Source organism: Clostridium sp. SM-530-WT-3G, assembly GCF_012843905.1.
Taxonomy (GTDB): domain Bacteria; phylum Bacillota; class Clostridia; order Clostridiales; family Clostridiaceae; genus Clostridium.
This window is the reverse complement of the sequence record NZ_JABAGC010000020.1, coordinates 25936-41193: the sequence shown is the minus strand read 5'-3', so window position 1 is coordinate 41193 and position 15258 is coordinate 25936. Positions and strand designations below refer to the sequence as shown.

Here is a 15258-nt window from a genome sequence, read left to right as displayed (position 1 = left end):
TAATTAATAACACCATTATTTACCTTAATATTTTTTAAGGTAAATATAATTTTAAAAATATTTTTTATAATCATTGAATAAACACTTAACAATAAACAAAAAGCTTTGAAGCAATTCAATATTACTTCAAAGCTCTTGTATTTAGCCTAATTAAATTTCTTTCTTTATATCATCTATAATTTGTTCAACAGAAATTCCATTTTCCTTTAATAATTCTTCTACAACATATCTATCTGGGAATGATTTTTTAATACCGTAGTTTTTAACTTTCATATCTGAAGGCCCGTAGAAGCTTGCAATCTTTTGACCAAATCCACCTTCTAAGATTCCATCTTCTAAAGTGATTACCATTTTATGATTTTTCTTTAAATCATTTAGTAATTCTTCATCTAATCCAGTTATGAATTTAGGATTGATTAATGTTGCATTTATTCCCTCTTCACTTAACTTGTTTGATACAGCTTCTCCAATTTTATAGAAGTTACCAAGTCCTATTATAGCAACATCTTTACCTTCTTTTGTAACTTCAAATTTATTTAAGATGCTGTAATCTGTTGTATCTTCTTTTCCAGTTGATACGATTGGACCTGCTGGTACACGTACTGCTACGGGATGTTCTGTTTGTTCCATTGCATATTTAACCATAGCTAAATGTTCTTCTATGCTAGTTGGTGCAAGATATACAAGGTTTGGAATATTGCTCATCATTGCAATATCAAAGAAACCTAAATGGCTTTCGTCATTCATTGAATATACTGAAGCACCATAATTAAGAATTGCTGCTGGATTGTTGTTAAGACATAAATCTTGCATCAACTGGTCATATGTTCTTTGAGCAAAGGTACTTAATATACATAATACTGGTTTTGTACCATTCTTAGCCATACCAGAAACCATTGCTACTGCTTGTTCTTCAGCTATCCCAACATCTACATATTGTGTTCCTGCTTCATCTCTCCAAGGTTTTCTAAATCCAAAAGCACCTGGAGTTGCAGCATTTACAACACCTACTGTAGGATCTTTCTTAATTGCATCCATTAAGAATTCAGCAGTTTTTGAAGTGTAAGTTTCTGCTGGCATTTTACGTAAATATTCTCCCTTTTCTCTATCAAAAGGACCACCTGCATGCCACATTTCTTTGTTAATTTCTGCATGCTCATATCCCTTACCTTTTATTGTATGTATATGAACAAGTACTGGATGATCTACATCTTTAACCTTTGATAATGTATCTATAAGAGCTTCTACATTATTACCTTCTCCTACATAATAATACTCAAATCCCATAGCCTTGAAGAAGTTACAAGGTGTAGTTCCATTAGATTCACGTAAATCTCTTAAGTTCTTATAAAGTCCACCATGATTTTCTGCAATAGCCATATCATTATCATTAACTATTACAATCATGTTTGTTCCAATTTCAGCAACAGTATTTAAACCTTCAAATGCTTCTCCACCGCTTAAAGAACCATCTCCAATTACAGCAACTATATTTTCCTTGTCGCCTTTTAAATCTCTACCTTTTGCAAGACCAGATGCAAGACTTATAGATGTTGAAGTGTGACCTATGTTAAACCAGTCATGTTCACTTTCATTTGGATTAGTGTATCCTGAAACTTCATCATAAGCTTCCTTTTCCATGAAAGCTTTTCTTCTTCCTGTAATCATCTTATGAACGTAACTTTGGTGAGAAACATCAAATACGAATTTATCTATTGGTGAATTAAATACATAGTGCATTGCTATAATTAATTCAACAGTACCTAAATTAGGACCAATATGTCCACCATGTGCACTTAGCTTTTCTAATAATGTTTCACGCATTTCTGAGCTTAATGCATTTAATTCATCTAATGATAATTTTTTCAAATCTTCTGGTGAGTTTATATTTTCTAAATACATAATTAAATTCTCCTTATATTATCTTTATATGTTTCTCATAAATTTCTAATAAGTTTTGTGTAAATACTATTAAAACTCTAAGTATAACAATAAGTCAAGGCATATTTTTTCCAAATCCAAATGTAATCTTTTACTACTTTTTTATGAAAACTTATTCTGTATTCCTTACCACAATATAATTTTATAACTAACTTTCACACACAATACTTTAGATAAAATCTTATTACTATCTACTTTCTCATTACTTTCTCTATTATTATCTGTATTTGATTTACCGCCTATACTTGTATTAATTGCTTAATCTGTCATTCTTATATTCTGTGCTTGTAGCATATATGTCAGTAATATTATTAGTCTATAAGATTTTTTAAAATAAATAGTATGTTTCTAATTGCTAATTATTCAATTTTATACATTTTAATTTTCTATCATTATCGATACTTGCTACAAAATCATTATTAACTTGTATAAATGTTCCAATATATTCTATTTCCTTTCCAGTCATTAGATTTTTCACAGAACTTTTAGATTCATTATTAACTATAATTTCACTTTTATCATTAAAATATATATCAGATGCTTTTACTGGTTCTTCTAATGTTTTTGTCTTCCAATTAGAAGTGTTTTCGCTTATTTTTCCGTACAATATACTTACTACTTTATCTTCTTTTAATTGTCCCATATATATTACATCATTTTTATCTATTCCTAGTAATGACATCGGGCTGTCCACATTAAATTTAAGCTCTTCATTTGGACTTGTAATAAAGAATTTTCCATTTGATTTATCTTCATATATTAAACGATCTTCATGGGGTATTGTCTTCATATTCCCTAAATTTTCAGCTCTAATATTCACTTTATTAATATCATTATTTCTATCTATTCTATATACAGAGCCTTTTGAATCCCCCCTCCTTATGTCTACATAATAAACATTTGTAAGAACAGATGTAGCCATGTTTTCAACTTTAATATTTTTTGTATAATCACATATTTCCTGTACAAAAGCTTTAGATGAATCTGCCGGATTATATGTTTCAAGTAGAATTTCTCCATTTTCATTCATTTCTACAAATGCAATTATATTTCTATTTTCTAACCACTTATAATACATAATCTTATTTTGTGAAGGAACTTTATTAATTGCTCCATTCTTAGTATCTTCTATGCATAAGGAATTACCATCCCTATAAGCTATATATTTGCCACTATAAGATAAACTTATATTTTCAGCACTTTCCTTTACCACTGTATTTATATCAGCTACTTCCTTTGGCGCTTCCTTTACTTCAGTAACCTGAAAATCATATGAATCAATTAAGATAAACTTATCTAATGTATATAAAATTCCAAATTCACATATTAAACCAAATATAGTCCAAGCAATAATTAATTTTTTCATGGCAAGCTCTCCTCTATTTTATTTAACAATAACAGCAGTTGGGATTGTTCTTTCACCCATGCTATTTGATGGTGAATTTATAAGTTCTCCTTTATAATACATTGTTGTTGATGTTCCACCATCTAAATTAATTGCATTTACTGCTCCCAGTTTACTCATTATTTCTTGAACTTCTGTATATGATGCTCCTAATCTATTTATCTTTTTCCCATTAAGAACAAGCATAATTATTGCACCATCTTTTCTCTGACCTATTGCTGTTCTTGGTGCAAATCCTCCATCACTTTCTATTTTACTCTTCTTTCCATTTACCATAAGAACTGGTCCAAAGCTTAAAGCTTCCTTTACGCCTAATTTTTTTAGTTCATCAAGGGAATACTTTCCCACAATAAATACACCCTTTTTAGTTATACCAAACATCTCTTTCTTTTCTCCATAACTGCTATCCCACACTACTTCTCCATCACTAATTACAATTCCATCAGGATATGCACCTGTTCCTGTCCATTCAACAGAAGTTTTGTCTACAAAAGCACCTCCATTGATTGCAGCTACAGCCCCATAATGTTCAGCTATTTCAGAAGTTGTTTCACCTTCTACTTCAAGTTTAGAAGTAAGCCCAATCTTAACTCTTTTAGGATCATTTATGATCATGTAATATCCTTGATATCTTGAATTTCCATCTATTGTGTAAATTTTAATAGTATTATCATTCTTTTCTGATACATCTATTGATTTTATATCTGTTGTATCAGCTTCAGCTTCTTCAGTGTCATTTCCTCCGATAATAGAATATATTTCTTCATCCGATAAAAACCATTTTGCAAGAAACTGAAAATGCATCGATGTCATTGCAGAACCTACAAATCTTTTTTTAGCATTTTCAAATGGCCCGTATAAAATTGCAAATGGAAATATACTTGATATAAATACAAATTCAAATATGATGAATGTCATTATAATAAAAATTCTTTTAGGTTTCTTTTTTCTTCTTTTATGTTTACGCGTATTCGTCTTTATCTCCTCATTATTTATCTCATTTTTCACATCGATACTCATTACATCTTCTCTCCATTTTATGTATATAATTAAATATTTTACCATGCTTTTGGTCAAAATAATATTATTTCAGCCTTAAAAATTATTACTGATTGAAATAAAAAAATATCTTTAGCCCTATAAAATAGCCAAAGACATTCTTTACTTATATATTTTCCTTAATCATAAATTTAATACAATACATTAAATGTTAAAATGTTTATTAAATCACCTGTTTCTGCATTTACACCTACACATCTTATAAAGGCCTTATTGAAATGATAATTTTCTATTGTATTTAATATCAAATAATCATAAAATGATAATAAATAACAATACATAATATTTACTAATGATTTATGTGGGGGGACATATTTATGAAAAAAGCTGTATTTTTTGATATTGACGGTACACTTCTTGATAGTGAAAAAGGAGTATCTAAAATGACTTCTGAAGTAAAAGATGCTATTAGAGAACTTCAAAAAAATGATACTTTAGTTTTTATTGCAAGTGGACGTCCATATGCATTTTTAAATGATGATATTTTAAACTTTGGATTTGATGGATATATATTAATGAATGGTTCTTTAATATTATTAAATGATAAACTAGATGTTGATAATTATAAATCTGACACATCTTCAGATTCACTACACATGACACCTTTTTATAAAGAACCTTTTGATAAAAAATATTTAAAAAGTATAATTGAAAAGTTTGATAGTCTTAATATTGAATATATTGTGCAAGATGAAAAATATTCATATATAAAATCAGAATTTAAACATCTTCAATCTCTTTTTACTCACGTTGGAATTCCTAAAAAATATATAAAAAATGATTATAATATTGATGATATTAACGTATATAAAATAGAAATGTACTGTTATGATGATGAAGCTATAGAATTCTGCAAAAGCCTTGAAGATGATAACTTTAAATATACTTACTTTGATGGATTTAATTTATTTGAATTATATTCTCGTAAAAATACAAAAGCTTCTGCAATATTAAAGGTTTTAGAACATTTTGATATTGATGTTAATAACAGTTTTGCTTTTGGTGATAGTCATAATGATATTGAAATGCTTAATACTGTTGGATGTGGTATCGTTATGGACAATGCTATAAATGAAATAAAATCTCATGCTGATAAAGTAACTAAAGCCGTTAATGAAGACGGAGTTGCTTACGGTATTAAAAATTATATTTTAGATTAACTTATAACATTATATTTATTATAAAAAAACTATCTGTGGAAATCCTCTCCTATGGAAATGAGTTTTCACAGATAGTTATAATTTTATATAAAAGCTTTTATATGTTTCTTTATAATAAAACTACAAAAAATTTATAAATTCTATTTATAAGCAGCTTTAAGGATATCAAGAATTTCTTCAGCATTTAATTTTTTATATCCGCTACCTGTTATAATTGTAGATTCAGCTATCTTTGGAAGCATTTCTTCTGTAGCTCCAAGTTCTTTTATGCTTGTAATAATTCCACATTCATTCATGAAATCTTCCATAGCATCTATACCAGCTAAAGCAATTTCTTCTTTAGTCTTTCCAGTATCATCAACTCTCCATACTTCCTTTGCAAAACGAACAAATTTATCTAATCCGAATTTATAAATATAACGATAATATGGAAGAGAAATAGCTGCAAGCCCCATACCATGTGTACAGTCTGTATATGCTCCTAATTGATGTTCAATCATATGAACTTCCCAGTCTTGAGTTTTTCCAAGACCTAAAATTCTACATAATGCTAGTGATGCACTCCACATGATATTACTTCTTGCTTCATAGTTTTCAGGATCTTTAACTGCAACTTTTGCACTATTTATAACAGAACGTAAAACACCTTCTATCATGTAATCAGTTGTATTATCATCTTCACCTGAGAAATATGCTTCCATTAAGTGAGACATTATATCAAATATTCCACTTACCATTTGATATTGTGGTACAGTATATGTGTATTCTGGATTTAATATAGAGAATTTAGGATAAACTGGTTCAGGGAATACTCTTCCGTTCTTAACCTTTGTTTCTTCATTTGTAATAACAGAACCACCATTCATTTCTGAACCTGTACCTGCCATTGTAAGTATTGAACCTACAGCAACAATTTTATTATCTACTGGTTCATTTTTAATCCAGTATTTTTCCCATGCATCTCCTTCACAATATGCTGAAACTGATATTGCTTTTGCACAGTCTATAGTAGATCCTCCACCAACAGCTAATATTAAACCTACATTGTTTTCTTTTACAAGCTTTGCACCTTCCATAACTTTTTCATAAGTTGGGTTTGGCATTATTCCTGAAAGTTCAACTACTTTCTTTCCACTTTCATTTAATACAGCTATTATCTTGTCATATAAACCAGTTCTTTTAATTGCACCTTTACCATATGCAAGCATAATTGTATCGCCATAATTTTTAAGTTCTTCACTTAATTTTTCTAATGCACTTTTTCCAAAATGAATTTTAGTTGGATTATAATAAGTAAAATCTAAATTCATTATTTTTCTCTCCTTTGGACTGTATTTTTATAATTTATATAAAATTATTTTTAAAGCATTAATTTAAGTGCCTTGTTTACCTCAAAGCACTTATATACTACTTAGTAAATAAATATTATATTCAATTTTTTCGTATACTATACACGTCCCATAATATTCACATAATAATGTTATACCCAATTAACTCTTATTTATATTGCATTATTATGAACAGATTAATTATATAAATTATTCTCATTAATCCCTCATAAATATTTTTACTACTTATAAAAATTATATAAATTTACATTTTACCACTAATGATTATACCATCATATTTATACAAGATAAACCATACAAATATAAAACTAGAAAAAATATATTATCAATTATACTTTATTAAATAGAGTATACACTGGCTAATCTACTCAATACATAATCAACTTCAAGATTAGTAGCCACAAGAAGTCCCTCTTCATCTATGTCAAATAACTCATTGTGATGAGAAACTCCTTTATTAGGTTTTTCAATATTTTTTGTTCCTACTTGAGCATATGTTCCTGGAATTAAATTAAGATAATCTGCAAAATCATCTGCGCCTAGTTTCTTTGGATAATCCTTTAATATATTTTCTGGTCCTATAATTTTTTCTGCCACCTTCTTTAAACTGTTGCATACTTTAATATCATTTATAACAGGTGAAGCATAATCTTTAAATTCAACTTCTACCTGTGCATTATACATTTCACCTATATTTTTTGCTATATCCACAATAGATTTATTTACTCTTTCTCTTGATTCCTTTGTAAAGGCACGTGTTGTCCCTTCAAGTTCAGCTTCTCCAGCTACAGCATTATATATAGTACCTGCTTTCATTGTTCCTATTCCAACTACTACAGTATCTATTGGATCAGTATTTCTACTTACTATTCCTTGTACACTTACTACAATCTGGCTTGCAATATATAGTGCATCTATAGCAAGATGCGGTTTTGATACATGAGCACTTTTACCTTTTACTTTTATTTTAAAATAATCACATGATGCGCATATTGGCCCTTCTTTTATAGATACTTTTCCCACTGGTATGTCTGATGCTACATGAATTCCAAAAATACTATTTGCACCTTTAAGATGTCCTTCTTTTATAAATATCTTAGCCCCTTGTCCTATTTCCTCTGCCTGCTGAAAGAATAGTCTTACTTCTCCTCCTAATATTGCTTTCTTTTCATTTAATATTTTAGCAGCTCCAAGAAGACTTGCTGCATGCCCATCATGTCCACATGCATGCATAAATCCATCTCGTTTTGACTTATATTTTTCCTCCTTTAAATCATTCACCTTAAGTCCATCAATATCTGCTCTTAGTACTACAACTTCATCTCCCCTAATTTCTCCTTTTATTATTCCAAGAACCCCAGTTTCACCTACTCTTTTACATGGGATTCCTAATCTATTAAGTTCCGCCTCAATTTTTGCTGCCGTATCATATTCCTTAAGGCTTTCCTCAGGATTTTCATGAAAATGTCTTCTAAGAGACACGATATAGTCTTTTTCTCTTAATACATAATCTTTTATTGCCACTCTTACCACTCCTGCCTTTTGTGATTTTTATAAATAATCCAATCCTATTTCTAAATTACCATAAAGTTTTGTATTCATTATTTCCAAGTTGGAATATATGCTCCCTTATAAGTATCTTCAATAACCTTAGCTACTTCATCAGTTCTAAAATAATCTACAACCTTTTTATAAGTTTCATTATCCTTATCTTCGCTTCTAGCAACTATTACATTAATATATGGATTATCACTTCCTGATTTTGCACTTTCAAGATAAATTGAATCACTATTTGGATTTAATCCTGCATCTATAGCATGACCACCATTTATGATTGCCGCATCAACATCATCTAAAAGTCTTGGTGTCTGTGCTGCTTCAACTTCTATAAACTGAATATTCTTAGGATTTTCAGTTATATCCTGTAATGTTGGAGTATATCCTGCTTTTTCATCGACCTTTATAAGACCTGCACTTTCAAGAACCTTAAGTGCTCTTCCTCCATTAGTTGCATCACTTGGAATTGCTATCTTTGCACCATCACTTATTTCATTTATATCTTTTACTTTTCTAGAATATAGTCCTAATGGTGCTATAAGTGTTTCTCCTATAGCTTCAATTTTTAAATTTTTCTCCTTTACTTCATTATTTAAATATGCATAATGCTGAAATGAATTAAGATCGATTTCTTTATCATTAAGTGCTGTATTTGGCTGAGTATAATCTGCAAATTTTACAAGCTCTAATGTAATTCCTTCATCCTTTAATCTATTTATTACAGGTGTCCACTGCTCATTATTTTCACCTACTACTCCAAGCTTTATTGTTTTATTATCTTTTGATTCTGTATCACCTTTATTTGAGCATCCTGTAATGCTAAATAAAAATACTCCTGTTAATAATAAACTTACTAAACTTTTAACTTTTTTCATAATTAATTCCCCCAATTTTAATTTATATTTTTCATATCATTTTTCTCTTATTTATTATTATATTTCTGCTTTCAGAAATTCTTTTAATCCCCCATTATATTATTGCTTATTTTAATATTTCCCCTTAAATATGCCAATAGCTCTTAATTGCTAGTGAGTTGTCTTTTTTATAATAAAATCTCCAATTCCTTGAATAATATTTACAATAATAAGAAGTATTATTATAGTTACAAAAGTCACATCATTTTGGAATCTCTGATAACCATATCTTATAGCTAAGTCACCAAGACCTCCTCCACCTACAGAACCTGCCATTGCAGTAAGGCCTACAAGACTTATAAATGTTATAGTAGTCGCTCTAATTATATTAGGTATGCTTTCCTTGATATACACTCTAAAGATAATCTCTACTGGACTTGATCCCATTGACTGTGCTGCCTCAATAAGACCATTGTCCAATTCACTAAGTGCACTTTCAATCTGTCTTGTAAAAAATGGTACTGTTCCAATAACTAAAGGTACAAGTGCTCCTTTTGTTCCAACTGCTGTTCCAACTATAACTCTTGTAAGTGGAATTGCTGCTGCAAGCAAAATAATAAATGGTATAGACCTAAAAATGTTTACTACCTTATCAAGAACATTAAATATAATTTTATTTTCAAGTATATTTCCCTTCTTTGTAACTACAAGTATTATTCCTAATATAAGTCCAAATATAAATGATATTGCTCCTGAAATTCCAATCATATAAAATGTATCTACTATAGACTTTCCAAGCTCAGGAATCTTATTCACTACATTAGGCAATAATTTATTTATTAATTCTTCCATCTTTAATCACCCCAACTTCAACATTTTTGCTTTCTAAGTATTTTATTGCATTTTCAATATCTTCTTCATTTCCGCTTATTATTATGATTAAGCCTCCAAGAGGTGCATCTTGAATTATTTCAACATTTCCAAATATAATATTTGCATCTACATTGTATTTTCTAGATATTATTGAAATAAGAGCTTCTGATGTACTTTTTTCAAGATATTTAAGCTTTAAAATCCTTTCATTTTCTTTTATTTCAACTACTGCTGATTTTTCTTCAATAAGATTGTATATATTTTGAAGAGATGATGTAGTTTCTATAAAATTATTTGTTATCTCTTCTTTTGGTGATGAGAAAATTTGAAACACCTCTCCTTTTTCAACTACCTGTCCATTTTCCATTACAGCAACCTTATGGCATATTTCCTTTATTACATTCATTTCATGAGTTATTATTACTATTGTTATTCCAAGCTTTTCATTTACATGTTTTAAAAGTTTAAGTATTGCACTTGTTGTCTGAGGATCCAAAGCACTTGTTGCTTCATCACATAAAAGAACTTCTGGATCTGTTGCAAGTGCTCTTGCGATTGCAACCCTCTGCTTCTGCCCCCCGCTAAGCTGTGATGGATATGCGTTTCCCTTATCTTCAAGTTCAACAAGTTTTAAAAGTTCATTTACCTTATTATTAATTTCACTTTTACTAAGCTTTTTTCCCTTCAGGGGATATGCAATATTATCATGAACAGTTCTCGACTTCATAAGATTAAAATGCTGAAAAATCATTCCTATTTTCTTTCTTACATTTCTAAGTTCTCTTTCTTTCAACTTTGTAAGATCCTGATTATTTAATATAACCTGACCACTTGTAGGTCTTTCTAGTAAATTTATGCATCTTACAAGTGTTGATTTTCCAGCACCACTGAATCCTATTATTCCATATATTTCTCCATTCTCTATCTTTAAATTTACATCTTTTACTGCATGCACAGTTCTATTTTCACTTTCAAATGATTTACATACATCTATCAACTGAATCATGTAACTTCCCCCTTTGCTTTTGCTTATGCTCTTATATAATTGAAATTGAATTAAAATAAGCAATTCAATGTAAAGAATATTGATTGGTTTACTCATATTTAAATTTATATTAATATCCACCATAACTATTATTCACTTAAATTGAAGTCTTACTAAAATCTTGTTCAGAAGTTTTTTGACAAAATAAAAATCACTTCTCAAAATGAGAAGTGATAAAATCATCAAAAATAAAGTTAAAAAAACTCAAAAATACTCTTCTCATTTCTCAGGAATAAAATTCCTGCAGGATTTAGCACCTTAAAAAACTAAATGAAAGATTTTTCAGGTTGCTGTGCTTCATTGGGCCAGTCCCTCAGAGACTCTTAATAAGATTTACTTATTTCATATTCAATTATTGATTTTTATTATACAGTAAAATTTTTTAATGTCAATATTTTTTTAATTATTTTTTAGTTTTATTTCCCTATTTTAATTATAGTCTTGATTATATGTATATTATCACGCTACATTCAGAAATAAAAAATTTAATCTTTCATAAAATTTAAATTATTTATTTAAGTATCCTTTTATATTAGGTATATGACGTATAAATAACAGTATATTGGCTACGATTAGCGCAATTAAAACTATCTTATTTATACCTAATAACCATGACAATATAAGCATAGTAAGACCTAAAGCCAGTGATCTAATAAAAACTTCCTTTGTTACAGACTTTAATAAAAAGTAAACTGCAACTCCACTTAAAGTAGCTATTGGTGTCATTACAAAGAAAGCTCCCATAGTAGTATTAACTCCCTTACCTCCGTTAAACCCTAAAAATGGAGTGTAATCATGACCAATAATTGTAGTTAAAGCGATTAAACATAAATAAATATATCTATATTTTTCATTATCCCAGTTCATGCTTATTAAAAAAACTATAAAAACAGGAATAAGTCCCTTTGCTATATCAAGAACTTGTGTCATAACAGATGCTTTTCTACCAATGATTCTATTCATATTTGTAGAACCTATATTTCCACTACCCTCTTGAGTAATATCAATACCATAAAACTTTTTTGCAATTATGTATCCACAAGGAATTGATCCTGATAAAAAGGCAATCACAAAAGTTACAATAATAATAGCAATACTTAAAATGTTAAAAATATTAATTCCCCCTTATGTAATATTTAGCAAATATATTATATATGAATAATCTATATATTACAAATCTAGGTAAAACACACACTTATTCTATAAATTCTCTTTATAAAATCTAACTCAATTCTTTGTCCCTGCTTTCCTAATTCTTAAAAATCACCAATTAACAATACTAAGAATACATTATTATTGTTATAAATTAATTTGGAGAATAAAATGGGATATTATGTTACAGTAGAATCAAATATTCAGGTATATGTAGAAGATCTTAATGAAAAAGGCAGTGAAACAATCTTATTCCTTCATGGCTGGCCTGGTGACCATAATTTATTTGAATATCAGTTTGATTATTTTTCAAAAATGGGTTATAGATGTATAGGGCTTGATCAGAGAGGATTTGGTTTATCAGACAAACCACTTGAGGGATATGATTACGATAGATTAAGTGATGATGTAAAGTGTGTAATAGATGAACTCAAATTAGAAAATATTACTCTATTAGGCCACTCTACTGGTGGTGCAATTGCTATAAGATATATGGCAAGACATGATGAATGTGGAGTTTCAAAATTAGTACTCTGTGCAGCTGCTGCCCCTAGCCTTATAAGACGTTCTTATTTTCACCATGGCTTAAGAGAAGAAGTAGTAAAAGATATAATCGAGCAGACCTATATAGACAGACCAAAAATGCTTACAGACTTTGCTAGAATGTTTTTTTACAGGCCAACAAGCAAGCCATTCCAAGATTGGTTTTTCAGCTTAGGTCTTAAAGCAGCAGGTTGGTCAACAGCTGCCGTAGCAAATACCTGGCTTGATGAAGAAAGTTTATTTTTAGACATGAAGAAAATATCAGTTCCAACATTAATACTCCATGGAATACATGATAGAGTATGCCTCTTCCCTTTAGCAGAACAACAAAAGAAACTTATCAAAAATTCTAAATTAGTAAAAATGACAAACAGTGGTCATGGACTATTTTATGATGAACGTGAAAAATTTAATAAAGAAGTAAAATGCTTTATTGAAAACTTGTCAGATACTACAAAAAATAAATGAGAATTATTATCTTCGCAGAATATTGCGAAGATAATAATTCTCACTAACATAACTTTTTTAAGGTAATTTGTGTTATAATTATTTTGTTTAAATAATTACATTTAAAAAATGAACTTTATGCTAATGGCGTAATTATATCGTCAAAATAAATAACAGAAGGGAAATGTATTTATGAATCATATGGATAATTTTATTCAACATATTTCAATGAGACTTAGAGCATTACAACTTAATAATTGTATTAATTTAACATCACCTAAACTTAACAGAAGCATTTTAATCGAAAAATGTGAAACTGGATTTAATGTTTATGAAAATGGAGTTAATACAAAAACTTTTAAAAAGGTATTATTTCAAGAACTAACTCCTCTTTTAAGAGTTCTTATAAAAATAGAATTTTCTGCAGATCCTAGAATAAAGGTTTCAACTTTAAAATCAAAAGATGAAAAGCCTGAAGAAAAAACTGAAGCTCCTACATCAAATGATGTTGAAGAAAATTCAGAAGAATAAATTATACTTATCATATAAATAAAAAAGCATTAGAACATTAAATTCTAGTGCTTTTTTATTTATTATCAGATGTATTATTTTAACATCTATTCTTTATTGCTATAAATTTATATACTCAAATATCTTAATACTATTCAGGTTTAATATTTAGAATTACATATTCACAATTTCCTTCAGTTCTAACTGGTAGCCCCCATCCTGCCATACCTGATGAAGTTATAAGATCCAAATTATTAAGCTTTTTATGTCCATACCCAAAAGTATCCTTAACAAATGTTTTTATAAAGAATCCTCCTGGCCATATCTGTCCTGCATGAGTATGTCCTGAAAGCATTAAATCATAACCTGCATTATCAGCTTCATTAAAATCAACTGGCTGATGATCTACTAAAATATTAATTTTATTACTATCCATATTTGTTTCTACTACTAGATCATCTATTGGCTGTCTTGAATTATCTTCACTAAAAGACTTATCTATTCTACCTGTTAATGTAATTTCATCATTTACTGCAATAGAATTATCTGCAAGAATTTTTATTCCTGAATCTGTTATTGCTGTGTCTAATTCATCTTGAGTAAATTTTGGTTTTTTTGCATAAGTTGCTTTCTTTTCATGATTTCCATATACATAGAAAGTTCCATATGTACTCTTTATATTAGCTAATTGATTAAATGCTTCATACATACCCTTACGAGAAGTATTTTCATCAACAATATCTCCACCTAAAATAACCATATCAGGATTTTGAGCCTCAATATCTTCACAATATTTTTCAAGCTGCTTTTCATCCATATTCATTCCAAAGTGAAGATCTGAAATAAATGCAACTTTATATCCTTCACTTCTTATATCTTTGCCTGTATCAATTGTATAATCTGTTTCAACAACTCTATGCATATTATAATATCCATAGCTTGTCAAAATTGTCCCTATAAGAATTGGAATAATTCCACTCCTATAAATCACTTCACAAGTCTTAATTTTCTTTCCTGAAACTTTGCATATTATAAAATACAATATGTCCATAAGAATTGAGAATACTAAAACATAAATTACTTCTACTGACCAAACTCCATATAGAGCTATAGCTGAAATAACTAATGCTACTGCAAGGACTATACTTAATATTTTATTAAATTTTGAACTCTTATTTTTTAATATAAGATTTACTATTCTTCCTATAAAATAGTAGCTATAAGCCACTGCAATTCCAGCAACAAGAATAGCTGCTATAATAAGAAGAACAGTTTTAACGCCTCCACTCACCATGCTAGTTCCTCCTCTTTTGTTAATTATTTTAATATAGTTTGTCTATAATACACATTCTATCACTTAGGG

Annotated in this window: 13 protein-coding genes and 1 riboswitch; of the genes, 3 read left to right on the top strand and 10 right to left on the bottom strand. The window is 28.9% G+C overall.

The window, feature by feature from the left end; all coding sequences use genetic code 11:
- Window positions 1–150 precede the first annotated feature (150 nt).
- The 3 genes from HF850_RS08885 to HF850_RS08875 form a co-directional block, all read right to left on the bottom strand.
- Window positions 151–1902 carry a 1-deoxy-D-xylulose-5-phosphate synthase gene (locus HF850_RS08885; protein ID WP_169105083.1) on the bottom strand — a complete coding sequence of 584 codons (1752 nt, stop codon included), beginning with the start codon at window positions 1900–1902 and terminating at the stop codon, window positions 151–153.
- Window positions 1903–2296: 394 nt separating this feature from the next.
- Entirely contained in the window at window positions 2297–3307 is a 1011-nt protein-coding gene (locus tag HF850_RS08880; protein ID WP_169105082.1) for a dipeptidyl-peptidase IV, read from the bottom strand.
- 18 nt (window positions 3308–3325) lie between these two features.
- Window positions 3326–4366: a phosphodiester glycosidase family protein gene (locus HF850_RS08875; RefSeq protein ID WP_169105081.1), complete on the bottom strand. Its 1041-nt coding sequence runs from the start codon at window positions 4364–4366 to the stop codon at window positions 3326–3328.
- A 356-nt stretch (window positions 4367–4722) separates the two neighbouring features.
- Between HF850_RS08875 and HF850_RS08870 the strand changes: the two genes are divergently transcribed.
- The gene (locus HF850_RS08870) at window positions 4723–5565 is read left to right on the top strand and encodes an HAD family hydrolase (RefSeq protein ID WP_169105080.1); all 843 of its coding nucleotides are present in this window, start codon (window positions 4723–4725) and stop codon (window positions 5563–5565) included.
- Window positions 5566–5705: 140 nt separating this feature from the next.
- On the opposite strand, the gene HF850_RS08865 is transcribed toward HF850_RS08870, so the two are convergent.
- The 6 genes from HF850_RS08865 to HF850_RS08840 form a co-directional block, all read right to left on the bottom strand.
- Entirely contained in the window at window positions 5706–6875 is a 1170-nt protein-coding gene (locus HF850_RS08865) for an iron-containing alcohol dehydrogenase (protein ID WP_169105079.1), read from the bottom strand.
- 378 nt (window positions 6876–7253) lie between these two features.
- Window positions 7254–8438 carry an amidohydrolase gene (locus tag HF850_RS08860; RefSeq protein ID WP_169105078.1) on the bottom strand — a complete coding sequence of 395 codons (1185 nt, stop codon included), beginning with the start codon at window positions 8436–8438 and terminating at the stop codon, window positions 7254–7256.
- Window positions 8439–8515: 77 nt separating this feature from the next.
- Window positions 8516–9346 (bottom strand): MetQ/NlpA family ABC transporter substrate-binding protein, encoded by an 831-nt coding sequence (locus tag HF850_RS08855; protein ID WP_169105077.1) that lies wholly within the window; start codon window positions 9344–9346, stop codon window positions 8516–8518.
- Window positions 9347–9496: 150 nt separating this feature from the next.
- Window positions 9497–10177, bottom strand: a complete 681-nt coding sequence (locus HF850_RS08850; protein ID WP_169105076.1) for a methionine ABC transporter permease — start codon at window positions 10175–10177, stop codon at window positions 9497–9499.
- The gene (locus tag HF850_RS08845; RefSeq protein ID WP_169105075.1) at window positions 10158–11204 is read right to left on the bottom strand and encodes an ATP-binding cassette domain-containing protein; all 1047 of its coding nucleotides are present in this window, start codon (window positions 11202–11204) and stop codon (window positions 10158–10160) included. The genes HF850_RS08850 and HF850_RS08845 overlap by 20 nt, the downstream gene beginning before the upstream one ends.
- A gap of 255 nt (window positions 11205–11459) precedes the next feature.
- Window positions 11460–11576: riboswitch (SAM riboswitch) on the bottom strand.
- A gap of 174 nt (window positions 11577–11750) precedes the next feature.
- A complete protein-coding gene (locus tag HF850_RS08840) occupies window positions 11751–12314 on the bottom strand; it encodes a glycerol-3-phosphate acyltransferase (RefSeq protein WP_347564420.1) in 564 nt (187 codons plus the stop codon).
- Between the two features lie 252 nt (window positions 12315–12566).
- Here HF850_RS08840 and HF850_RS08835 point away from each other — a divergent pair, with 252 nt between their 5' ends.
- Window positions 12567–13406: an alpha/beta hydrolase gene (locus HF850_RS08835; RefSeq protein WP_169105074.1), complete on the top strand. Its 840-nt coding sequence runs from the start codon at window positions 12567–12569 to the stop codon at window positions 13404–13406.
- 180 nt (window positions 13407–13586) lie between these two features.
- Window positions 13587–13916: a hypothetical protein gene (locus HF850_RS08830; RefSeq protein ID WP_169105073.1), complete on the top strand. Its 330-nt coding sequence runs from the start codon at window positions 13587–13589 to the stop codon at window positions 13914–13916.
- Between the two features lie 130 nt (window positions 13917–14046).
- Here the strand turns inward: HF850_RS08830 and HF850_RS08825 are convergent, their stop codons facing one another.
- Window positions 14047–15189, bottom strand: coding sequence for a metallophosphoesterase (locus HF850_RS08825; RefSeq protein WP_169105072.1), 1143 nt, complete (start codon window positions 15187–15189; stop codon window positions 14047–14049).
- Window positions 15190–15258: the final 69 nt, after the last annotated feature.